We start from the raw sequence: 23,857 nt of genomic DNA, 5'->3' as shown, positions 1-23,857 counted from the left end.
CCTCCTATGGATGATCAGATCAGTCATGTGCCACCCCCAGATACGCATCGATCACTTCTTGATTGTTGCGCACCTCATCGGGGGTGCCGTCACCAATCTTGCGGCCATAGTCCATTACGACCACGCGGTCAGACAGGTCCATGACCACGCCCATATCGTGTTCGATCAGGGCGATTGTGGTGCCGAATTCATCGTTGACGTCCAGAATAAAGCGGCTCATGTCCTCTTTCTCTTCGACGTTCATGCCAGCCATCGGTTCGTCCAGCAGCAAGAGATCAGGTTCAGCCGCTAACGCACGGGCAAGTTCAACCCGCTTCTTCAAACCATAAGGCAGTCGCCCGACCGGTGTTTTGCGGATTGCCTGAATTTCCAGAAAATCAATAATCCGCTCTACCGCCGCGCGGTTCTCGTTTTCTTCGCGCTGTGCTTTACCCGCCCAAATCGCCTGTGCCAGCATGTTGCTTTTGATATGCCCCATGCGCCCGGTCATGATGTTGTCGAGCACCGACATGCCCTCAAACAGTGCGATGTTCTGGAACGTACGGGCCACGCCTTGGCGGGCGACCTGATAGGGTTTCAAAGGCGGGCGTTTTTGCCCCCGAAAGTACACCTCCCCCTGCTGCGGTTTGTAAAAACCCGAGATCACGTTCAGCATGGATGACTTGCCAGCCCCATTCGGCCCGATGATCGCGCGGATTTCGCCCTCGCGAATGTCAAAACTGATGGCCTTGATCGCCTCAACCCCGCCAAAGCGCAGGGTGATATCGCGCAGGTCCATCATGACGCCGCCGATTTGGCGGCCATCGGTCGTAACGTAGTGTTCGACTGGAGAATTCATATTGCCCCCAAGAACCAAGCAAATCCGACAAGAGGGATGGCCGCAAGACTAGCGAAGAAAACGCCAAGCATCGCGGACATAATCGGGAAAATGAGTTGACCCAATTCACCCTCCGAAAAGACTATTTTGGAAGCACCATCTCGGTATGTAACTTGCGTTAAGAGCATAAGTGCGCCGATCCAAGCAATCGACCAAGGGAGGATGGAGAATTTGAGGCTATCGCTGCCCCAAATGAAGACTGCGGCAGCCACGTTTGCCGCGATCACAAGTTGAACTAGGATCGTTCGCTCGAACGCAGTCATGCCGCCACCTTTGTTCTTGCGATGACGGTCGCATCGCGAATGTCCAGCGTGGCTTTGATCTTGCCTTTGCGCCCATCCTCATAGGTGACTTCGGTTTCGGTATAGACCGTATCGGACCCGTCATAGAGCGCATCAATCAGATCATCGAACTTTTCGGCAATCACCGCACGGCGCACTTTGCGCGTGCGGGTCATTTCGCCGTCGTCGGCATCAAGTTCCTTATGCAGCACAAGGAAACGGTGAATTTGGCAGGCGGCGAGCATTTCGTCTTGCGACACGCTTTCATTGACCGCATTCACATGCCCCAGAACGGTATCCAGCACCTGCGGGTGCTGCGACAGTTCCTGATAGCTGGAATAGGCGATATTGTTCCGCTCGGCCCAGTTGCCCACCGCTGTCAGGTCGATGTTGATGAAAGCGCAGCAGCGGTCGCGGCTGGCGCCAAAGACGACGGCCTCAAGGATGTTGGGATAAAACTTCAGCTTGTTTTCGATATACTTGGGCGCAAACATGCTGCCGTCCGCCATTTTTGACACGTCCTTGATCCGGTCAATGATGCGCAGATGGCCTGAGGTTTCCTCGATAAAGCCTGCATCGCCGGTGGCGACCCAGCCTTCGGGGTCTTTGGTCGATGCGGTGCTTTCGGGGTTCTGGTAGTATTCCACGAATGTGCCGGGTGAGCGGTAAAAAACCTCACCATTGTCAGCGATCTTCACCTCAACGCCCGGCGACGGCACACCCACCGTATCAGACCGCACCTCGCCATCAGGCTGCTGGGTGATAAAGACGGTCGCCTCGGTTTGCCCATAAAGCTGTTTGAGGTTGATCCCGAGGCTACGATAGAAATCAAAGAGTTCAGGGCCAATCGCTTCGCCCGCCGTATACCCAACCCGCACGCGGCTCATGCCGAGGCGGTTTTTCAGTGGGCCGTAGACCATGTATTTGCCAATGCTGTGGATCAGGCGATCCTTGAAGCTGACGGTTTTGCCGTCCAGCAATTTTGGTCCAATGCTCTTGGCGTGCTCCATGAAATACGCAAACATCCAGCGTTTGAACCGGCTGGCGTCTTCCATGCGGATCATCACTTGGGTCAGATGCCCTTCAAAAATCGCAGGCGGCGCGAAGAAATATGTGGGACCAATCTCGCGCAGATCGGCATTCATCGTTTCGGCACTTTCGGGGCAGTTCACGCAGAAGGCTGACCAATAGGCCTGGCCGATGGAGAATATGAAGTCGCCCACCCACGCCATGGGCAGATAGGCCAGCGTTTCTTCGCCAGCACTCAGGTGGTCGAATTCAGAAGAGTTCTTGGATGTCTCAATCACGTTGCGGTTGGACAAGACGACGCCCTTGGGCCGACCGGTGGTGCCGGAGGTGTAAAGCATCACGCAGGTGTCGTCATAGGTCAGCGCATCGCGGCGTTTGTTCAGTTGTTTCGACAGGCGTGCTTTGGCTGCCCGCCCTTCATTCTGTATGTCGGCAAAGGACGTAATCTCGCTATGATCGTATTTCCGCATCCCGCGCGTGTCGAAATAAATCACGTGGTCGATCCCATGGACCGTTTCCTGCGCCTCGATAATCTTGTCGACCTGTTCCTGATCACCCGCAATCGCAAAACGCGCGCCGCAGTTTTCCAGCACATAGGTCATCTCTTCGACAACAGCGTCTTGGTAGAGGGGCACAGGAACGGCGCCAACGGATTGCACGGCAACCATGGACCAGTAAAGGGCAGGGCGGTTGCGGCCGATAACGGCGACGTGGTCGCCCACATTCACCCCAAGGTCCAGCAGGCCCAAGGCTAACGCCTCAACCTCGTCAGCGGTTTCTGCCCAGGTCCAGCTTTGCCATATCCCGAATTCCTTTTCGCGGTACGCCGGTTTATCCGCGTAAAGCTGTGCATTGCGCGCCAGCAAATGGGGCACAGACACCAGGGTTTCTGGTGGATGTTGATCCGTCATGCATCCTCCCAAACGCAATCGTGACTGACCTTCAATGCTCCTCCCGAAGGTCGGTCCTCCATGTGTGACAGACAAGTTTTACAGAAATTTATCCGAAATGTTGCGAAACCTTGCAAGGGTGTCGTGCCCTTGTGGCGGGCCGCTTTGCTGCTACAGATATGGGATGGCCCATATGTCCGCAAATCACGAGACATTGACCCAAGCGGGTCTGAACCTGATCAAACAGGCGATTTCGATCTATGATCAGGATCTGCGGCTGGTCCTGGCCAATCTGCAATTTCAGCGGATGTTTGACTTGCCCGATGCCTTGGTCAAACCCGGCGGATCATTCGAAGAAACGCTGCGGGTGTTGGCCGAGCGGGGCGATTATGGTGAGCTTGAGGACGTGGACAGTTTTCTGGCTGAACGGGTGGCGCAGGCCAAAGCGTTTGAACCTCACTACTTTGAGCGGACGCGTGCCAATGGCACCACGATCTCGGTCGAGGGCAGCCCACTTCAGGGCGGCGGTTGGGTGGCGGTCTATTCCGACATCACAGAGCTGAAGACACAAGAGGCGCTGTTGCGGTCGCGCTCTGCCGGTCTGTCAGAGGAGCTGATTGCCCGCTCAGAAGAGCTGGCGCGGGCAAACCGTACGTTGACCGCGACTGTTACGACCTTAGAGGAAACCAAACATCAGCTGCTGGCATCGCAGGCAAGGCTGAACCTGACCAACTCAATGATCCCGGCGCATATCGCGCGTGTCAATCGCGATGGGGTCTATACCTACACCAACCATAAGCTGAATTCGATCGTGCCGGGGCGGTCCAATGATATTGTCGGCAAACATATGATTGATGCCTTAGGGCAAGAGGTTTTTGACAAAATCGCAGATGCGTTTGCCGCAACGCTGACCGGTGACGCGCCGGTGGTGGAGTTCGAGCATAAAGAGGCGGGGCGTTTTAACCGCGTCGCCTTTACCCCGGATATTGATGAGGCCAATCAGGTTGTCGGCGCCTATCTGTTGTCGACCAATGTGACCGAGCAGGTGCGGGCGCGTCAGGCCTTGGCACATACGCGCAGGCGCGAACTGGCGGCACAGCTGACAAGCGGGCTGGCGCATGATTTTGGGAATTTGCTGACGATTATCCTGGGCGAGCAAGACAGGCTATCGCGGTTGGATGGGTTACCCGAGGGGGCTTTGCAGTATATCGATACAATCAAATCAGCGGCGCGGCGCGGTGGTGATCTGATTGCCGGCCTTGGTGATCTGGACACGCAACGCGCAATCAATATCCGCCTGACCGATTTTGACAGTTTCATCAAAAAGATGACCCTTTTGGCGCGGGCCGCTGTGCCTGATCGGATTGACCTGATTGTTGATAATCACGTCAGCGCGTCGCATTTGATGATTGATGCAGGATTTGCGCAGGATGCCTTGCTGAACCTTGTTCTTAACGCGATCGACGCGATTGAGGAGGAAGGAACAGTGACAGTTTCGGTGTCAGTGGATGCTGCGAATTTCCTGCGTTTCTGCGTCGAGGACACAGGACCCGGCTTTTCGCAAGATGCGCTAAGTAACGCATTAGCCCCATTTTTTACATCAAAATCGGACAGGGCCGGGCGCGGTCTTGGGTTATCGACCACCTTCGATTTTGCAAGATCAAGTGGTGGAACCGTGCGTTTGGCAAACCGTGATGCGGGCGGGGCGCAAGTATCAATACTTGTCCCTTATTTGCCGACCAAGCCTGTTGTACCCGGTGTCGTTCTTTTGGTGGAAGACAATATCGACATTCGTCAGACAGTCCGAAGCTATCTACAACGCATGGGGCATGCTGTCGTGGAAACCGATAACGTGGCAGAGGCGAAAACACTGGCTTTGGTTGGTGATGTCACCTTTGTAGTCACCGATCTGACACTGGCGAAAGGCGGTATAGGGTTGGAGTTGGCCGCATACCTGCGCGAGTGTCGCGGTGATTTGCCCATTCTGATCATCACCGGTTTACCGCCGGACGATCCGCAATGCAGGGCCGCGGCGCAGGCATATCGGGTCTTGCACAAACCTTTTGAATTTGATGCTTTGTCAGCGAAAATGCATGAAGTGACGCTGCCATGAAACCTGCCCCGCTGATCACTGTGCTTGATGACACACCGGAAATTCGCAGCATTCTGTCTGATGCGCTGGAACAGGCAGGGTTCCGGGTGCGATCATTCGGGCGCGCCGCCGAGTTTGAGCATGCCTGCAAAACGATTTCGCCTGATGCCTGTATTATTGATCTGGGTTTGCCTGACAGTGACGGGCTGGCCCTTGTGCACCGCTTTGCAAGCCAGTCTGACGTGCCGATCCTGATTATTTCGGGCAGGTCGCGCACATCCGACAAGATTGTGGGGTTGGAGCTGGGTGCAGACGACTACATCATCAAACCGTTTGAGGTCGAAGAGGTCATTGCCCGCCTGCGTGTCATTTTACGCAGGACGCACGCCGAAACTTCAAAAATCGAAGCCAAAAGCGTGCGGTTCTGTGGCTGGACGGCTGATCTCGACTTGCTGCAGTTGACGAAGGACACGGGTGAGCACAAAAGCCTGACATTCGCCGAGAATGAGATTTTGAAGATGTTTCTGGCCGCGCCGAACCGTCTGATCAAACGTGAACAGATACTCGACTATCTGGGAAGCAACGCGGATGATGCCTATGATCGATCCATTGATGTGAAGGTGTCGCGGTTGCGCACAAAACTGGGCGATGATGCGCAAAATGCGCGTATTATTAAGACCGTTTACGGGGCTGGCTATATATTCATTGCAGAGGTGCATGATGCGTAGTGCAACCTTAAACGGTTGGCCAAAGCAGTCTTTATCTACCATGTCGCGGTCTAAAGGCGATGCGGGTTTAGGATGACGTTGCTGTAAACTGCGCAAAGAATCAGCACGTTAAGTGGCGGACGTTGCGTCACTGACATCCTACTGTTGCAAACGCGGCTTACGTCGGTCCAGACTGGATTGTTCAACCGTGGGGGCGGGTGTGCGCTCTCCTTCTTTTGCAAGGAATTACACTATGTCAGATTTGATGATCACCGGCGTTATTGACGGGAGCCTTTCGGGCGGTTTGCCCAAGGCCATTCAGCTTACGGCAGTGAGCGATATTGCCGATTTGTCGGTTTATGGGATTGGCGCAGCCAATAATGGTGGTGGGACGGATGGTGAAGAATTCACCTTCCCGGCGGTCGCCTTGGCCGCAGGCACAACCATTTATATCGCGAGCGAAACCGATAGCTTTGAGGCTTTCTTTGGCTTCGCGCCGGACTACACGTCCAGTGCTGCCAATATCAATGGCGATGACGCGATTGAGCTGTTTCTGAATGGCGCTGTTGTTGATCTCTTTGGTGATATCGACACCGACGGCACCGGTGAGGTTTGGGAATATATGGATGGCTGGGCATCACGCGCTGTTGATGCTGGTCCAGACCCGATCTTTGATCCGGCTGACTGGACATTCAGCGGACCCAATGCGCTGGATAATGTGACCGATAACGCAAGCGCGCCCAATCCGTTTCCGGTGCCTGGCGCGCCTGAACCGCAGGTTTCTGTCGCGATTAACGAATTTCGTATTTCCTCTCCGGGTGATGACGATGACACCTCGAACTTCGTAGAGCTGTTTACCGATCCCGGCGCGTCGTTGGCCGGTAAGACATTGCTGGTCGTGTCGGGTGAGTTTTCCCCCGGGTCCATCGATTTTGCCATTGATCTGAACGATGCCGTTGCCGATGACGGTGGCTTTGTCCTGATCGGCAATGACCAGAACCCCAATCTTGGCACCGGCGATGTGGGTGTCGCGGGGCTTGACTTTTTTGGCTCTCCCCAAAGCTTTCTGATTGTCGAAGGGTTTACCGGTGCGGCGGGCGATGACCTTGATACCAATGATGATGGCACTTTCGATGCCGCCCCGTGGGACGCCATTCTTGATGGTGTGTCCTTGGTGGATGGGGATGCGAACGCTGACCTGAGCTATGCCGATACGGTGATCCCTGCTGATGGAATTTTCACAGTCGCCGGGGGCGCGCGGGATGTGGATGGCACAGGTGATTTTGTGGCCCTGACCTTTGACGATCAGTCTGGCGATACGCCGGGTGAGAGCAATGAGGCAGATACCGGTACCGGCGGACCGCGTCTGACCATCATGGAAATTCAGGGCGCGGGCCATGTGTCTGGCCTGACCAGTGCCACTCCGTTGGATCCGACGACGGGGACGGGCAGTGGGCTGGTGACCACCGGTGGGATTGTCACGGCGGTCGATACAAACGGGTTTTATATGCAGGACCCCGATGGGGATGGTGATATCGCCACCTCTGACGCGATCTTTGTCTTTACGGGTACGGTGCCTGCCGTGACCATTGGTGACGCGGTCGATGTCAGCGGTACAGTAAGCGAGTTTTACCCCGGTGGTCAGAGCACTGGCAACCTGAGCACGACCCAGATTTCGGGCGACCCAGAGGTGACGGTGCTGTCAAGCGGGAACGCCTTGCCTGCCGCTGTGATCCTTGGCGCTGATGGGCGGCCCTTGCCGACCGAGACGATTGAGGATGATGGATTTACCTCGTTCGATCCTGAAACCGACGGCATCGATTTTTGGGAAAGCTTGGAAGGGATGCTGGTGACAGCACCGCAGCCTGTGGCTGTTTCTGGAACCAACGGGTTTGGAGAGCTTTTTGTTGCTGTCGATGGCGGGGAAGGGGCCACGGGTCTGTCGGAGCGCGGCACGCTCAATATCTCGCCCGATGATTTCAACCCCGAAAAGGTGCAGATCGACTGGGACTTTGGCCTTGATGCGGTTGACGTGGATACAGGTGCTGTCTTGGAGGATGTCACCGGCGTTGTGTCTTATGATTTCGGCTACTTCCAGATTAACCCGACCGAACAGATTGTGGTGGCAGAACCGTCGCTTCTGGAGCCTGAAAGTACGTCGCTGGCCGGGTCCGAGAACCAGTTGACCATCGCCAGCTATAATGTGCTGAACCTTGATCCGATTGTTGAAGATCAGGATCTGACCAACGGCGCCAGCGCGAGCAATGTGGATGATGACATAGGCGACGGCAGGTTTGACACCATTGCAGCGCAGATCGTGGATAACCTTGGCAGCCCTGACATCATCGGCCTGCAGGAAATTCAGGACAGTACCGGTGCTGAAACCGGTGATGGTGTTGTGTCGGCTGCATTGACGTTTGAAACCCTGATTGATGCCATTGATATGGCGGATGACGGGATCATGAACGACAGTTCGGGCTATGCCTATATCGACAATACGTTCATCACCGATCTGGAAAGCGGCGGTCAGCCGGGCGGCAATATTCGCACCGGGTTCCTGTATAAAGAGGACCGGGTGAGCCTTGTTGAAGGGTCTGTACAGACGATCGGATCGCAGGAAGAAGGTGAGGCATTTGAAGGTGCGCGCCTGCCTTTGGTTGCGACGTTTGAATTCAACGGCGAGGAAGTGACCGTCGTCAACAACCACTTTTCGTCCAAAGGGGGCAGTGCGCCGATTTTGGGGGTAGAGCAGGACTTTGCGGACCGTCAGGAAGACGTTGATGTCAACGGATCGTTAGACGAGCGCCAAGCACAGTCCGAGGCTGTGGCGGGTTTTGTCGCCGATGCGATTGCGGCGGATGCTGATGCAAATGTTGTGGTCGTGGGGGATTTCAATGAGTTTGAATTTGTGTCCCCTTTGACTGGCCTTGAAGATGCCGGGCTGACCAACCTGACCAATACGCTGCCAGAGGATGAGCGGTATAGCTTCAATTTCCAAGGCAACAGTCAGGCGCTTGATCATATTCTGGTGTCAGAAGGTTTGGCAGAGGACGCGCAGTTCGACATTGTGCATGTCAATTCCGAATTCGCCGATACGGACGACCGCGGCAGTGATCACGACCCGCTGGTCGCGCAGCTGACCATTGGCGATGTCGCACCTGACACGGTTGATGTGGCCGTCGCGTTCGAGGACAGTGGGTTCTTTGGCACGCGCGCGACCGAGAGTGTTGACGGGGTAACCGTGGATACTGACCGCCTGTCTTTCATCAAGGATGATGTCTCATTCACGGACGTCGCTGTGGATCTCACAGCAGAGGACGCGGGATGGGAAAAACTGACCTTCATTGATGGCGAAGTCGGCGTCGCGTCGCGTGGCGACAAATTCCTTGCGGGTGAGTTTGGCCTTGTGAACGATGATGAGACCCTCGTGTTCACATTGCAGGATGGCGATTTGGGCGATGCGACCGCGGCCTTCTTTGACTTTGCGGACCTGCGCGGTGACGGCGAGGTTGAAGTGCTGTTCCTTGAAGATGGTATCCTGATCGGATCGCAGGTGTTGGATGCCAGCGGAGGCACGATCACCGCAGATCGGGATGGCGCAAGCTTTGATGCCGTCGAAATCCGCGCCGTCGGTGACACTGCCTTCTCACTCGATGGCTTTGGGTTCGAGCGCGTGGTCGAGGACGCGTTCGTCTTTGCTTAGGTTCTAGAGGCCCAAAACGTCAGATGCGCCGCCGTGTAACACCGGCGGCGCATCAAGGGCCCGTTCGGGTAGGGGCCAGATCGCAGGTTATCGAAACCAGCCGTTCGTTTGCGGAACTGAGAAGGTGTCAAAAGAACCCAGTTTGACAGATTTCTGCATCGCAGCGAAAGTTAGTTTTTACGACGATATCCATTCGCGGGAAGAGCATATGATGCCAGAACTATTTGCAACAACCTTTGTGGCGGGCCTTTTTTATGTCTTCATTCCTGGACCAGCGACGCTAGCGGCTCTGAGCCTTTCTGCAGGTTCTGGGCGAATGGCTTGCGCGATTTTCTTGTCATGTCATCTGCTTGGTGATCTGGCCTGGGCGATACTCGCAATCTCAGCGATCATTGGGGTTTCGCAGGCTGGACCGTTGCTATTCGATATATTGGGGCTTGCCTGCGGAGCCTATCTCATTTGGCTGGGCGTCAAGGCGCTTTGCAGTCATGGCGCAAACGCAGCCGTCATTGTAGATGTGCCTTGGAAGTCAGGCCTAATCTTTGGCTTCACAAACCCGAAAGCGTATCCGTTTGCGCTGGCGATGTTTACGGCTGTTTTTGCACGGTTCGAAGACGCTATGGCCTTCCAGAATGCGGTCATTCTCGTGCTTGCTGCATTCCTCGGATTCTGCGCGGCCACTGTGGGCGTAGTGTTTTGGACGGGTTTGCCCGTTACACGACGTCTTTTCGCGCGACACAGCCGTTTCATCACACGCGCAATCGGTGTGGTTTTCATTGCAGCAGGCGCAAAGTCGATAAGTGGGGCATTAACCAACATGCGACTGCGCGCTTAACGTATAGTAACTCTTGTAAGTCTCTGATCTCAAAGCAACGAAATGACATCACATCTACCCTTGAAAAACGAAACCGTTTTGGTCACCGGCGCAACAGGCGGGATTGGACGGACAATCGTTCGTCGTGTTGCAGAACTGGGTGGCCATCCAATCCTCCACTACCGCAGCAATGAACATAACGCGCAAGCGCTCTTGGAGGCGATAGATGGCCATGGAACACTTGTTAGGGCCGATCTAGCAGAAAAGTTCGGCGCAAGAGAACTTTGGGAAGCTGCGGAAAACAGCGTCGGTCGCATCGGGTCGCTGGTGAATAACGCAGGCATGCGAGTGACAACGCGGATCGAAGATGATTTCGATGATTGGTCACAGGCTTGGGATGCTGATTTGCAGGTCAATCTTCGCGCGCCTGCTGATCTGTGTCGCATGGCCATAAGGCATTTTCGTACATATGATGGTGGACGCATCATCAACATCGCCAGCCGCGCGGGGCAAAGGGGCTACACCGCAAATCATATGCCTTACGGTGCGTCTAAGGCAGGCCTGCTGAATTTGACCAAGACGATTGCCCGCTCGTTCGGCGATGAGGGCATTATCGCGATAGGTATTGCACCGGGCTTTGTACGCACCGAAATGGCTGAGGAATTCATTCGCGCCAAGGGCAAGGATGCTGCCGTTGGCGACATCCCGATCGGAGAAATGGTAGAACCTAGTGAAGTTGCCGAACTGGTATGCTTCGCCCTTCGCCCGGATCAAAGGTCACTCAGTGGTGCAACGCTGGACCTAAACGGTGCAAGCTATGTCAGATAACCGATAGCTGCTATTGAAGCTAATTGCGTGTGCGACCGCAAGGCCCGCGTTTTGCTCCTGCGTTGCCAATGCCTAATGTAGCTGTCTGATGAGCGCCGCTCAATAATTCCAGATCGTGCCATCTTGCAGCCGCACAACCGGGTGGCTTCCGGGTTTGTATTCATAGCGTGCCGCTTCTTTTTCGTCGAAATCAACCCCATGGCCGGGGGCGTCGCTGACATAAAACAACCCGTCGTGCATCTGGTGATCTGACGGAAACAGCGCGTCACATTCGGGCGTGCCAAGCACGAGGTATTCCTGAATGCCAAAGTTGGGTGCCCATGCGTTCAGATGATGTTGCGCTGCCATTGAGATGGGCGAATGGCTGGGCGCACCGTGAAAGCCCGTGCGCACATGATGCAGCCCGGCCAGATCGACGATCCGTTTCACAGGTGTGATCCCACCTGCATAGGTCACGGCCACGCGGATGAAATCAATCAGCTCATCTTGGATCAGTTTGTTGCAATCCCAGATCGTGTTGAAGACCTCGCCGATGGCGATAGGGGTCGTTGCATGCCGACGGATCAGCCGCAAGGCGTCTTGATCTTCGGCAGGTGTCGGGTCTTCCAGCCAATAAAGCCCCACCGGTTCAACTGCTTTGGCAAAAGCTGCGGCCTCGCGGGGTAGCAGGCGGTGATGTACGTCGTGCAGGATTTTTAACTCTGGCCCGAAGCTGTCCCTGATGTCGGCCAATGCGCCGGGCATGAACTGCATGTAGCGATCTGTGTCCCAGATTTCGGTTTGCGGGCGGATACCGCTAAAATCCGTGATGTAATCGCCAGCACTGCCCTTTTCATTTGGTACCGCATAGCCCGCCTTTGGCATGCCAGGGATGCCACATTGCACGCGCACAGCCTTGTAACCCTGCGCGACGTAGTGTGCGACTGCTTCCATCAGGTCAGGCAAATCTGCCCCTGTCGCGTGGGCATAGACCATGGCGCCATCACGACTTTTGCCTCCGAAAAGCTGATAAAGCGGTAAGTTGGCCAGTTTGCCTTTGATGTCCCACAAGGCGACGTCGATCGCGCCAAAGGCCGCCATGGCGATAGGCCCACCGCGGAAGTACGCGCCGCGATAGAAAAACTGCCAGATATCTTCAGAGTTTCGCGGGTCCATCCCAATAAGGTTCGGGATAAGATAATCCCGCAGGTAGGCTGCGGGCAGCGTTTCGCGGTTATTCAGCGTGGCATCACCCAGCCCGTAGATGCCTTGATCGGTCATGATCTTGAGCGTGACATAGTTTTTGCCGGGACCCCCGACAAAGACCTTTGCATCAGTGATTTTCATGAGTGGCATCCTCCTGCGAGGGGCTGTAGGGGCGGATCATCAGATAGCGTTCGGATGTTTTGCGTTGCACGCAGAACCTGTGGCGCTGGTAGAATCGGACGGCGGGATTTGTGATCAGGACACTTAGCTTGGTTGGTATCTGTTGTTGATTTGCACGCGTGATGACTTGCCCAAGCACCTGTGTGCCGACCCCATGGTTTCTGGCGTCGGGTGCAAGATAAAGCCGCGATAGATGCAATGCTTCTGGTGTTTGGTTGGTTGCGAGGCAGCCTGCGGCGCGGCCTTGCCACGCGATCATCTCATGGCCCGCAAGGTCAAGCGTTGCCAGCGTATCGGCAGGCCGCCACTGACCCCAAAGTGCGGTTGCATGGTCTTTCATACAGACCTCTTCCAACCACAGCACATGCGGGGCGTCAGCGGGGCAGGCCTTGCGCAGTTGCACAGAATGTCCTGCGTCACGCAGTGGGTTCATCTGCCCAGCCATCCTCCATCGACCGGCAAAGTGATGCCTGTCACATAGCGTGCCGCAGGCGAAGCAAGAAAGGTGACCGCACCGGCGATATCTTCAGGCTCTGCCCAACGACCCACCGGGATGCGATCCAGAATGGCTTTGTTGCGTTCGGGATCGTTGCGCAGGTCTGTGGTATTGTTGCTGACGACATAACCTGGTGCGACCGCATTGACGGTAATGCCCTTGGCTGACCATTCGTTTGAAAGGGTCTTGGTCAGCCCTGCAACCCCGCTTTTCGAGGCAGTATAGGATGGCACACGAATGCCCCCCTGAAACGACAACAGCGAGGCTACGTTGATGATACTTCCCGCCGCCGAAGTGGCCACGCGGGACTTGGCAAAGGCTTGGCTGAGGAAGAAGACAACCTTCAGGTTGATGTCCATCACGGCGTCCCAGTCTTCCTCTGAGAAATCCAGACTATCGGCGCGGCGGATGATCCCGGCGTTGTTGACCAGCGTATCAACGGGGCCGAACTGGCTTTCGGCCTGCGCGAAAGCAGCTTGTGCGGCGGCGACGGTGCCAAGGTCGGCTTGCAGCGCATCAGCTGTCCCGCCGACTGCTGCGATTTTTGCCAATGTGTCGTCCATGCCGGACCGTCCTACCGCCACGACATGCGCACCGGCCCGGGCTAGATCGACGGCAATCGCCTGACCGATCCCTGTGTTGGCCCCTGTTACAAAGCTGCGCGTGCCCTTCATTGAAAACCGGTTCATTGCATATCCTCCATCGCGACCATATCGACGTCGGTATAGTCCACGTTATCGCCGGCCATGGCCCAGATAAAGCTGTAGGATGACGTTCCTGCCCCGCAGTGTATTGACCACGGCGGGGACAGCACTGCCTGTTCATTACGCACGATCAGGTGGCGGGTTTCGTCGGGTTCCCCCATCAGGTGCAGGATGTTCTGCCCTTCATCCAGATCGAGGTAAAGATAGGCCTCTGACCGGCGTTCATGGTGGTGTGCGGGCATGGTGTTCCAGACTGACCCTGTACCCAGCTTGGTCATACCCATGACGATCTGGCAACTTTCCATGACGGCCGGATGTACGAACTGATAGATCACCCTTTCGTTGGATGTGTCGCGGTCGCCGAGCGGCACCTGTGCTGCGTCATCAATGGTGATCAGGCGGGCCGCGATGGTGCGATGCGCGGGGGCCGAGATGATGTAGAAATGCGCGTCGTCTGACCCGCTAAGTGTGACGGCCCCGGTGCCCATGCCAAGATACAGCATATCGCAGCGCCCCATCTGATAGGTCTCTCCGCCTGCCGTGACGGTGCCCGATGTGCCGAGATTGACCAACACAGCCTCGCGCCGGTCAAGCCATGATGGCGTGCCGGTCTGGTCAACGCCATCGATGGTCAGTGGACCGTTTTTGGGGGAGGCCCCACCCACGATCATGCGGTCGTATTGCGTATAGGTCAGGCAAACCACGTCATCTTTCCACAGGTTTTCGATCAGGAATTCATTGCGCAATTCAGTTGTGTCGAAGGTCTTGGCGTGGCGCGGGTCAATGGCGCGGCGTAGGTTGGTTTCGAGCATCGTTTCCTCCCGTGATGCATGATGGTGGCGTACGGCAATTACGCCGTGACGTTGGACCGCTTCCAGTCACCGCGCCACAGGCGGCGGTGGAAGGCGGGGAACTTGATGACTTCTTCCCAAAGAAAGAGTGACAAGATCCAAAAGGCGGACAGATCGAAATATAGGATGCACAATGCCGTTGCCGGTACACGAAATGCCCATTGTGACCAGATGAAGATATGCATGACGTAAACTGTATCGCCCGCCGCGCGCAGTGTGTTCCCGCAGATGGCATTGGTGGCGCGGGGGAACTGGATGATCAGCAGGATCGGCAGGAACCCAAACAGAATGGCGCGGGTGTCAGCCTCTAGGTTTGGATAAATCCAGTCGAGCGACAGGCACATCACCAGAAAGATGGTTGCCACGATCCCCGCTGCCACGAAGGCGCCGTTCCATGCGCGCGACAAGAAACGGTCAAGCACGTCTTCGGGTGTGCCTTTGCCCAACAGTTGCGCCACCAGAATGCCGGTCGCCTGGGTCCATTGCATCGCGATCTGTCCGGCCAGCATGTTCCAGGGCGCAATCAGCGTCATCGCGGCAAAACTGTTCAGCGACATATTTACGTAGATCAAGGAACAGACATGCCCAGCAAGTGTTGCACTGACAAAAGTTGCAGCGATGGGGAGGGCAAACCGCATGTGCCCTTGAACGGTTGGCACAAAGCTGTTGCGGTGCCAGCCCAAGACATGGCGCAGATGACCGTTGGTACGTAGTAAAAGGAGGCTCCAGAATATGGTCTGAACCGTGATTGCAATCGCGCTGCCTGTGGCCGCACCCGCAACCCCTAGCGCAGGAAACCCCCAATAGCCGTGGATTAGCACGATGCTGGCGCTGACATTGATCGGTACGGATAAGAGGTAGCCATAAAGCGGCAGCTTGCTGCGGCTGCATCCGTTGAAGAAGCTTGCGATGCATTGGCCGATGGCTTCGCCAAGAATGACGATGGTGAAGATCGACAGATAGGTCTGTGCCTGAACCGCGATGGCAGGTGAGGGGGCCAGTGCCGCGATCAGCGTACCGCCCCACAGCAAGATGATGCTGGCACCAACAACGCCAATACCGATGCTGATCGTCAGGCCCGATGCAAGCACGGATTTGAGAAAGACCGGGTCTGCACCGCCAAAGGCCTGCGCTGTGCGGATCTGCATCGCATGCGAAAACGCAAAGATCACGCCCAGAACGATACCACCCAATGCTGCAGCCAGCCCCATCGCGGCCAGTGCGCCTTCACCAATTGACGACAGCAGAAGGCCGTCAATCACGACCGTGCCATGCAGAAAGATTGCCTTGAGCGTCATTGGCCAGGCTAGCGTGAACACCTCTCTGGCCCCCGGCGCGGGCTTGGCGGCAGTGAGCGTTTGGGTGGCTGTCATGGCCTGCTTTCGTTTCACGCTGTCCCGCGTGCGGTTCTTGGCGTCAGTCGTTCATATGCTCAAAGTAATTGGCATTCGAAGCGGTGATCCGTGTGATGGTTTCATCAAGGCGCGACAGATGTTTCATACCGGCGGCAATGGCCGCCTGCGCATCGTGTTTCTTGACCCCGTCCGCAATGGCGCGGTGATCCATGACCAGATCAGGCATCCGCTGTTCTTTGGATAGCCCCAGCATGCACAGCCGGTCGACCTTGGCTTTTTCTTCCAAGATGACGTCGAAGGCGAAATCAGCACCTGCAATCTCGCACAGGATCTGGTGAAATTCGTAGTCGAGCCGCCCGAACACGTCCACTTTCTTGGCCTTTACGGCGATGTCCTGTTGTTCCAAAGCAGCATCCAGACGCGCGGCCCCGGCCGCATCGCATGCGTCGGCGGCGCGGAACAAGACCTCTTTTTCAATGGCCGCGCGCACGAACCGCGCTTTTTCGATTTCTCGCATGGAGAAACGGCGCACTTCGGTGGCACGCTGCGGGCGGATCAGCAGCAGGTCAAGGTTTGCCAGTCGGCTGAATGCATCACGCACAGGTTGGCGCGACACGCCAAATTGTGCTGCAATCTCTGCTTCTGAAATGCGATCACCTGGTTTTAGCTGCAATGTCGCAATCTGTTCATGTAGATGATCAAACACATCATCAACCACCGTGCGCCGTTCAGAAACTACGGGTGCTTGAGCCATAAGAGTGCTCCTTTCAAGCCGACCTGCTTTCTCAACTATCAGAACTCAGACTAGTATACCAGTCTAGCATTCCTGTTTCTTACTAGTATACTAGTTTGTAGTTGATTCGGCCCCTCGCCCGGGCACCGCTTCAACTGCGCTAAAGGGAGGGAAACATTGTCGGGTGTGAATCTAAGCGGAATCGTTAAGGCTTATGGGGCTTTGCAGGTTGTCCATGGAATAGATCTGACTGTCGCAGAGAAGGAGTTCGTGGTTCTTGTTGGCCCTTCTGGTTGTGGAAAATCCACAACATTGCGGATGATTGCAGGCCTAGAGGAAATCACCGACGGTGATCTGACGATCCACGACCGGCGCGTGAACCGGGTGGCTCCAAAGGACCGGGATGTCGCCATGGTGTTCCAGAATTACGCCCTTTATCCACACCTGAATGTCGCCGACAACATGGCCTTCGGTTTGCGTATCCGCAAAATGCCCAAGGCCGAGATCAAGACAACTATCGCCGATGTGGCGGAAATTCTTGGCCTGACCCCCTATCTTGATCGCCGCCCTGCTGATCTGTCGGGCGGGCAACGTCAGCGGGTCGCGATGGGCCGCGCCATCGTGCGCCACCCAAAGGTTTTTTTGTTTGATGAGCCTCTCTCTAACCTTGACGCTAAGCTGCGCACGCAGATGCGGGCCGAAATCAAGCGGTTGCATAATCGTTTGGGCGTCACTTCTGTTTACGTGACCCACGATCAGGTCGAGGCAATGACCCTTGCAGACCGGATTGTCGTTATGAATGATGGCAGGATAGAACAGGTTGGCACCCCGATGGAGCTGTTCAATAACCCCGCCAACACCTTTGTTGCTGGTTTCCTTGGTTCACCCCCGATGAACCAGATGAAGGGCATGCTGACCGAAACTGGGGCAAAGATCGGCGATGCAGAGATCAAGATCAACGGTGCGGTTGCGGGTCATGCCGGGCGTGACGTCATCGTGGGTATACGCCCTGAACATGTGACATTGTCCGACGAGGGCCAATCCTCGGCCCTGCCCATTTCACTTGATCTGGTTGAGCCGCTTGGATCTGAGGCGTTGCTACATGCGCGCCACGGTGAGGACACGCTTGTTTTCAAGGCCGACACCAATGGCGATATCGCGCATCTTTCGGGTGTAGGTGCCGTGCATGTGCCGTCTCATCTGGTCAAGCTGTTCGATGCCGAAACCGGCCGGGCGCTGAACCTTGGAACGTGACCCAGATGGTAGATGAAAACACAAACGCGGGCGGTCAACCACTCGAAGAGGCCCTGATCAAGGCGCGCGAAGCGCAGCGGCGCGTGACGGATGGGCGGTGGGTCCGTCTTTTTGATCACTTCAAGCGGGAATGGCAGATCTATGCGATGCTGCTGCCCACGATCATCTGGTTTGTCGTGTTTCTATATAAGCCGATGTACGGGCTGCAGATTGCCTTCAAGGATTACTCGATTTTTCGTGGTGTCGCGGACAGTCCATGGATCGGGTGGGAGCATTTTCAAACGCTTTTTGCCAATGATCAGTTCATCCGGGCGGTCAGAAACACGATCACTATCAGCTTTTACAATCTGTTGTTTGGTTTTCCCGCCCCGATCATTCTTGCGCTGATGTTCAACGAAGTCATGCACGCGACCTATAAGCGGACAGCGCAGACCATCGTTTACCTGCCGCATTTTATCTCTTCGGTGATCATTGCGGGTATCGTCATTACGGCGTTTTCGCCTACGGCGGGTATCATCAATACATTCATTGGATGGCTCGGGTTTGACCCCGTCTATTTCCTGACCCAGCCACAATGGTTCCGCCCGATCTTTGTGGGTACGGGCATCTGGCAAGAGGCGGGCTTTGGATCGATTGTGTTCCTTGCCGCTATTGCCGGTGTGAACCCGTCGCTTTATGAAAGTGCCGTGGTGGATGGTGCGAACCGCTGGCAGATGATGTGGAAGATCACGATCCCGTCGATCCTGCCCACAATCCTGATCATGCTGATCATCCGTATTGGCAACGTCATGGAAGTCTCGTTCGAGCTGGTCATCCTGCTTTACCAGCCCTCCACATATGAAACCGCAGATGTGGTGAATACCTGGATTTACCGTCAGGGTCTGCAATCGGGACAATACGATCTGGCCGCCGCGGCAGGTCTGTTCAACGCTGTTGTTGCCTTTGTTCTGGTGATGACCGCCAACACATTGTCGCGCCGCTTCTCGCGCACATCGCTCTGGTAGGGGGATCAGGCAATGATGAATTGGAACCTTTATTCACGCGGCGACAAGTTTTTCGCCATGGTGGTGTCTGTGCTGATCGGCATGTTCACGGTCGCCACCCTGTATCCCTTTATTTATATCGCTGCGGTATCATTCAGTTCGGGGTTTGCGGCACAGGCAGGCAAGGTGGTGCTGACGCCCATTGATGCCACACTTGAGGCTTACGGATATATCATCACCGATCCGAAGTTCTGGATCAGCTATCGTAACACCTTCATCTATACGATCGGCGGCACGATCATGTCGCTGATCTTCATTGTGCCTTGCGCTTATGCCCTGTCGCGCCCACAGCTTAAGGGGCGGCGGTTCTTTAACCTCTTTATCGCCTTTACGATGTGGTTCAACGCAGGTCTGATCCCGTTCTTTTTGAACATGCGCGACCTTGGGCTGCTGGATAGTATGTTTGGCATTATTCTTGGCTTTGCCGTCAACGCCTTCAACATCATCTTGCTGCGCAACTTCTTTGAATCCATTCCACAAAGCTTTGAAGAGGCCGCCCGCATGGACGGGGCCAATGATTTTCAGGTGCTTTGGAAAGTGTTTATCCCGCTGAGCAAACCTGCCATCGCAACCATCACATTGTTCCTGATCGTGGCCCGCTGGAACGGCTTTTTCTGGGCGATGGTCCTGTTGCAAAGCGAGGATAAGATCCCGCTGCAAGTGTTCCTGCGCCACACAATCAGCAACCTGAGCGACGATGACGAATTCGCCATTGTCCAAACCGCTGCCGGGTTCAGCGCCGAAACCGTCACTGCGGCCATCATTGTCTGTTCGATCATCCCTGTGCTGATCGTCTACCCGTTCGTTCAGAAATACTTTGAGAAAGGCATCCTGCTTGGGGGTGTCAAAGAATGAAAACGCAAATGGGAGGAAATCAAATGCGTAAACTAAGTTTGGCAGCTGTGCTGCTTACAGGGAGTGCGATATCAACACCCGCACTCGCGGAGGGGCATTTACAGATTGTGGATGAACCGCTGGAACTGACGATCCAGATGAACCACGCGCGTTACCCGATCTACGAAGAAGATTGGCCCGTCGAACAGGCCGCACGCGAGATGACCAATATTCATCTGCTCAATGACACAGTGGGCGCCAACATGCGCACGGATGAAAACACAGGTCGCACCGAAGCGCTGAACCTGATGCTGGCCTCTGGTAGTATTCCTGACATCGTAGGCTCCAGCCGCATCCGCGACTTCGTCAACCAGTTCGGCCCAGAAGGTGCTTTTGTGCCGTTGAACGATCTGATCGCAGAGCACGCGCCGAATATCGCAGCCTACTATGCGGAACGCCCTGATATTGAGGCCGCCGTAAAAGCCGCTGATGGCCAGATGTATTACATCCCCTATTTGCCGGATGGCAAATATGGCCGCGCCTATTGGATCCGCACAGATTGGCTTGAGGCGCTTGATCTTGAGGTGCCACAGACGGTCGAGGAATATGAGGCCGTTTTGCGCGCCTTCAAAACACAAGACCCCAATGGCAATGGTATCGCCGACGAAGTGCCGTTCTTTGCACGTCAGTGGCCAGAGCTGATCCGCTTGGTTACCCTTTGGGATGGCCGCGCGCACGGGTCTGACACCTATCACGACTTCCTTGTCGAAGACGGTCAGGTTTCGCATGGCTATATCGGCGAAGGCTATCGCGATGGCATCAGCAATCTGGCCCGTTGGTATGAAGAAGGTCTGATCGACGCTGAAATCTTTACCCGTGGATCATCGGCGCGTGACTTCTTGCTGTCTGAGAACCTAGGCGGGTCAACCCATGACTGGTTCGCATCCACAGGTGGCTACAACAGCCTGTCCAGCGAGATCGATGGCTTTGCATTCGAAGCAATGGCACCGCCGGCCTCTGTTGGTGGCAACCGCGTGGAAGAGCACCGTCGTATCCTTGTGAAGCCTGATGGCTGGGCAATTGGGTACACCAACGAACATGTTGTCGAAACCATCAAGTATTTTGACTTCTGGTTCACCGAAGAAGGCCGTCGTCTGGCAAACTTTGGCGTCGAAGGTACGCACTATGAAATGGTCGATGGTGAGCCGATCTTTACGCAGGAATTCCTGGATTCAGGTCCGGTCAACCGGTCACTTTATCAGGCTGGTGCACAGTTGCAGGCCCGTGGCTATTTTCAGGACTACAGCTACGAAGTTCAGTGGACTAACGAGTTCGCGCTGGCTGGGATCGAGCTTTATGATCAGGGCGATTACCTGATCCCTGATTTCCTTGGCGTGGCCTTCACTGCTGATGAACAGCAGGTCTATGACCGGACATGGGGCTCTATTCGCGATTATATGCTGGAACGCCAGCAAAGCTGGATCCTGGGCAATGGCGACGTCATGGCAGACTGGGATGCCTATCTTGCGCAGCTTGATCAGTTGGGTTGGCAAGAACTGATGGGCGTTATGCAATCCGCCTATGACCGTCAATACGGCGACTAATTCCTCCCGTTGGGGGCGGCTGTTATGGCCGCCCTCGGCTTTTCTTTTCTTCTCTTTCTTGCGGAATAATGACTGATGCCGGCACCTGCCCTTCCATTGCTTGATGAACCCAAAGCGGGCCGTTTGACCATCCAGTATGGTCCGGTCGCCGAGACTAATATCGTCGAAAACCCGCCCCGATTTACGTGGATTCCCGTGGTCGATGATGATGCCGCTTATGTGCTGCGCATCTCAGATGATCCGGCTTTCCCGAAAGCCAAGACGCAGGTTTATCAGAACCTGCCCCTTAATTTCTTTACCCCCGACAAGGTGCTTGCGCCGGGTGCGTACTATTGGTCCTACGCGACGTGGGACGCTGAAAAAGGGACCCCATCCAGCCAGTGGAGCACGGCGCGCAGCTTTACGGTGGCCAAGGATCTGGCCGAAACGCCGCTTCCGTCCCGCAAGACCCGGTTGGCGAAAGCCGCCACTGACCACCCGCGGCTGTGGATGACACCGGACCGGTTGGGTGATTTCAAAAAGGCTGTCAAAGCCGATCCAGACCACTGCACATGGGCCACGTTCTATGAAAAATCCGTGCTGCCATGGATGAAGCGCGATATCATCTGTGAACCCGCGGGATATCCCGATCACAAACGCACCGCCCCTGTCTGGCGGCAGACTTATATTGATTTGCAGGAAGTCTGGTATGCGATCCGCCACCTCGCCATTGGCGGGGCGGTCACAAACGATGCCGAGATGACGGCCCGCGCAAAGGAATGGCTGTTAGAGGCCGCGAGCTGGGACCCGATGGGCGTGACAAGCCGCGCCTACACCGATGAATGGGCCTACCGCGTGTGCAATGCAATCGCTTGGGGCTATGACTGGCTATATGATGAATTGTCCGAAGACGAACGCGCCATTGTGCGTACGTCGTTATTGGAGCGCACGCGGGACATTGCAGAACATGCGATCCTGAACGCCAAGATCCATCTGTTCCCCTATGACAGCCACGCTGTCCGGTCGGTTTCATTGGTCATTGTGCCTGCTTGCATCGCCTTGCTGGGCGACGATGCGGATGATGAGGCCCGTGACTGGTTGAACTATTCCATTGAATTTCTGTCCACCGTTTATTCGCCTTGGGGCGACAGTGATGGTGGCTGGGCCGAAGGGACGCATTACTGGATGATGGGCATCGCCTATCTGATCGATTCCGCGAACCGGCTGAAATCCTACATGGGGCTGGACCTCTATAAGCGGCCGTTCTTTCAGAATACTGGCGACTTCGCGCTTTATTGCAAAGCGCCCAACACGCGGCGTGCGACGATGGGCGATGACAGCACCATGGGCGATTTGCCTTGTGTCAAGACCGGCCTCAACCTCCGCCAGTTTGCGGGGGCGACAGGCAAAGGCGCGTACCAATGGTATTGCGACGAAAACCTGCGCACGAACCCCGGCACTGAAATGGCTTTTTACAACTGGGGCTGGTGGGACACGCATTTTGACGAGCTGGTGTTCCAGACGGATTTCCCTGTTGTCGATGCCACCCCGCCCGAAAGCGGGCTGCGCCACTTCAAGGGTATCGGCTGGGTCGGCGTGCAGCACGCCATGGATGACCCAGACAGCCACGTGCACTTCGTGTTCAAATCCTCGCCCTTTGGGTCCATCAGCCATAGCCATGGCGACCAGAATTCGTTCTGCATGTCGGCCTTTGGCGAAGATATGGCGATCCAGTCGGGGCATTACGTTGCCTTTAATTCGTCCATGCACCGCAATTGGCGGCGGCAAACCCGGTCAAAGAACGCGATCTTGATCAACGGGAAGGGGCAATACGCCGAGAAAGATAAATCCAAGGCAATGGCCGCAACAGGGCGTATTATCGCGGCTGAACAGCACGATGATCACATCTTTATCCACGGTGACGCGACCCCCGCCTATCAAAGCCTGTCGCCCGAAGTGACCCGCGCCGAGCGCGAGATTTACTTTGTACGCAATTCCTACTTTGTCATTGTTGACAAGGTTGATGCGGACACGCCTGTCACAGTCGATTGGCTGCTGCATGCCAACAATCCTTTTGAGCTTGGCAAGACATCCTTCCGAAACACACAAGAGCGCACAGGCTTTTACGGGCAAGTCGTCTGGTCCGAAGGTGGTAAGCCGCAGATTACGCAGAAAACTGAATTCACCGATGTGGACCCCGCCGATTACGAGGGCCTGCCGGTCAGCACCTGTTTGACGGCCCATTACCCTTCTTCAACGCGCCATAGGATCGTCACGTTGCTGGTGCCGTACCGGTTGGATGCGCCAAAGCGGATTTTCAACTTTATGGATGATCAGGGTTATGACGCTGATCTTTATTTCACCGACGCCGATGAGAACACATTCAAGGTTGTTCTCAAGAAACTGGCCAACAGCTGA

Annotated in this window: 19 protein-coding genes; 10 read left to right on the top strand and 9 right to left on the bottom strand. The window is 55.6% G+C overall.

Going from position 1 to position 23,857, the window contains the following annotated elements; translation table 11 throughout:
- Positions 1-19: 19 nt before the first annotated feature.
- From BC777_RS19060 to BC777_RS19050, 3 genes are read right to left on the bottom strand one after another with little or no spacing between them, the layout of a single operon-like run.
- The gene (locus tag BC777_RS19060; protein ID WP_100369815.1) at positions 20-838 is read right to left on the bottom strand and encodes an ABC transporter ATP-binding protein; all 819 of its coding nucleotides are present in this window, start codon (positions 836-838) and stop codon (positions 20-22) included.
- Positions 835-1,140, bottom strand: a complete 306-nt coding sequence (locus BC777_RS19055) for a hypothetical protein (protein WP_100369814.1) — start codon at positions 1,138-1,140, stop codon at positions 835-837. The genes BC777_RS19060 and BC777_RS19055 overlap by 4 nt, the downstream gene beginning before the upstream one ends.
- On the bottom strand, positions 1,137-3,098 hold the full coding sequence (locus BC777_RS19050) for an AMP-binding protein (RefSeq protein ID WP_100369813.1): 1,962 nt from the start codon (positions 3,096-3,098) through the stop codon (positions 1,137-1,139). Before BC777_RS19050 ends, BC777_RS19055 begins: the two co-directional genes overlap by 4 nt.
- Before the next feature lie 172 nt (positions 3,099-3,270).
- Between BC777_RS19050 and BC777_RS19045 the strand changes: the two genes are divergently transcribed.
- From BC777_RS19045 to BC777_RS19025, 5 genes are all read left to right on the top strand, one after another.
- Positions 3,271-5,190, top strand: a complete 1,920-nt coding sequence (locus BC777_RS19045; protein WP_245834503.1) for a hybrid sensor histidine kinase/response regulator — start codon at positions 3,271-3,273, stop codon at positions 5,188-5,190.
- Positions 5,187-5,897, top strand: coding sequence for a response regulator transcription factor (locus tag BC777_RS19040; protein ID WP_100369811.1), 711 nt, complete (start codon positions 5,187-5,189; stop codon positions 5,895-5,897). Before BC777_RS19045 ends, BC777_RS19040 begins: the two co-directional genes overlap by 4 nt.
- 232 nt (positions 5,898-6,129) lie before the next feature.
- Complete coding sequence (locus BC777_RS19035; protein ID WP_100369810.1) at positions 6,130-9,579, top strand: DUF8508 domain-containing protein; 3,450 nt, start codon at positions 6,130-6,132, stop codon at positions 9,577-9,579.
- A 142-nt stretch (positions 9,580-9,721) separates the two neighbouring features.
- On the top strand, positions 9,722-10,414 hold the full coding sequence (locus tag BC777_RS19030; RefSeq protein WP_100369809.1) for a LysE family translocator: 693 nt from the start codon (positions 9,722-9,724) through the stop codon (positions 10,412-10,414).
- 42 nt (positions 10,415-10,456) lie between these two features.
- Positions 10,457-11,221: an SDR family NAD(P)-dependent oxidoreductase gene (locus tag BC777_RS19025; protein WP_100369808.1), complete on the top strand. Its 765-nt coding sequence runs from the start codon at positions 10,457-10,459 to the stop codon at positions 11,219-11,221.
- A 99-nt stretch (positions 11,222-11,320) separates the two neighbouring features.
- Here BC777_RS19025 and manD read toward each other — a convergent pair whose 3' ends face one another.
- From manD to BC777_RS18995, 6 genes are read right to left on the bottom strand one after another with little or no spacing between them, the layout of a single operon-like run.
- Positions 11,321-12,547, bottom strand: a complete 1,227-nt coding sequence (gene manD / locus BC777_RS19020; protein ID WP_100369807.1) for a D-mannonate dehydratase ManD — start codon at positions 12,545-12,547, stop codon at positions 11,321-11,323.
- Positions 12,534-13,019, bottom strand: coding sequence for a GNAT family N-acetyltransferase (locus BC777_RS19015; RefSeq protein WP_168769234.1), 486 nt, complete (start codon positions 13,017-13,019; stop codon positions 12,534-12,536). Before BC777_RS19015 ends, manD begins: the two co-directional genes overlap by 14 nt.
- A complete protein-coding gene (gene kduD, locus BC777_RS19010) occupies positions 13,016-13,771 on the bottom strand; it encodes a 2-dehydro-3-deoxy-D-gluconate 5-dehydrogenase KduD (protein ID WP_100369805.1) in 756 nt (251 codons plus the stop codon). Before kduD ends, BC777_RS19015 begins: the two co-directional genes overlap by 4 nt.
- Entirely contained in the window at positions 13,768-14,598 is an 831-nt protein-coding gene (gene kduI / locus BC777_RS19005) for a 5-dehydro-4-deoxy-D-glucuronate isomerase (protein ID WP_100369804.1), read from the bottom strand. Before kduI ends, kduD begins: the two co-directional genes overlap by 4 nt.
- 38 nt (positions 14,599-14,636) lie before the next feature.
- On the bottom strand, positions 14,637-16,010 hold the full coding sequence (locus BC777_RS19000) for an MATE family efflux transporter (RefSeq protein ID WP_100369803.1): 1,374 nt from the start codon (positions 16,008-16,010) through the stop codon (positions 14,637-14,639).
- Between the two features lie 43 nt (positions 16,011-16,053).
- Positions 16,054-16,746: a GntR family transcriptional regulator gene (locus tag BC777_RS18995; RefSeq protein WP_100369802.1), complete on the bottom strand. Its 693-nt coding sequence runs from the start codon at positions 16,744-16,746 to the stop codon at positions 16,054-16,056.
- A 156-nt stretch (positions 16,747-16,902) separates the two neighbouring features.
- Between BC777_RS18995 and BC777_RS18990 the strand changes: the two genes are divergently transcribed.
- From BC777_RS18990 to BC777_RS18970, 5 genes are all read left to right on the top strand, one after another.
- The gene (locus BC777_RS18990; protein ID WP_100369801.1) at positions 16,903-17,979 is read left to right on the top strand and encodes an ABC transporter ATP-binding protein; all 1,077 of its coding nucleotides are present in this window, start codon (positions 16,903-16,905) and stop codon (positions 17,977-17,979) included.
- 5 nt (positions 17,980-17,984) lie between these two features.
- Positions 17,985-18,983, top strand: a complete 999-nt coding sequence (locus tag BC777_RS18985; protein ID WP_100369800.1) for an ABC transporter permease — start codon at positions 17,985-17,987, stop codon at positions 18,981-18,983.
- Between the two features lie 12 nt (positions 18,984-18,995).
- Entirely contained in the window at positions 18,996-19,877 is an 882-nt protein-coding gene (locus BC777_RS18980; protein ID WP_100369799.1) for a carbohydrate ABC transporter permease, read from the top strand.
- A 23-nt stretch (positions 19,878-19,900) separates the two neighbouring features.
- Complete coding sequence (locus BC777_RS18975; RefSeq protein WP_100369840.1) at positions 19,901-21,460, top strand: type 2 periplasmic-binding domain-containing protein; 1,560 nt, start codon at positions 19,901-19,903, stop codon at positions 21,458-21,460.
- Positions 21,461-21,535: 75 nt separating this feature from the next.
- Positions 21,536-23,857 carry a heparinase II/III domain-containing protein gene (locus BC777_RS18970; protein ID WP_100369798.1) on the top strand — a complete coding sequence of 774 codons (2,322 nt, stop codon included), beginning with the start codon at positions 21,536-21,538 and terminating at the stop codon, positions 23,855-23,857.

The organism is Yoonia maricola (assembly GCF_002797915.1).
GTDB classification, from domain to species: Bacteria; Pseudomonadota; Alphaproteobacteria; order Rhodobacterales; family Rhodobacteraceae; genus Yoonia; species Yoonia maricola.
Note: the sequence above shows the minus strand (reverse complement) of the source record. Positions and strands in the feature narration are given on the sequence as shown.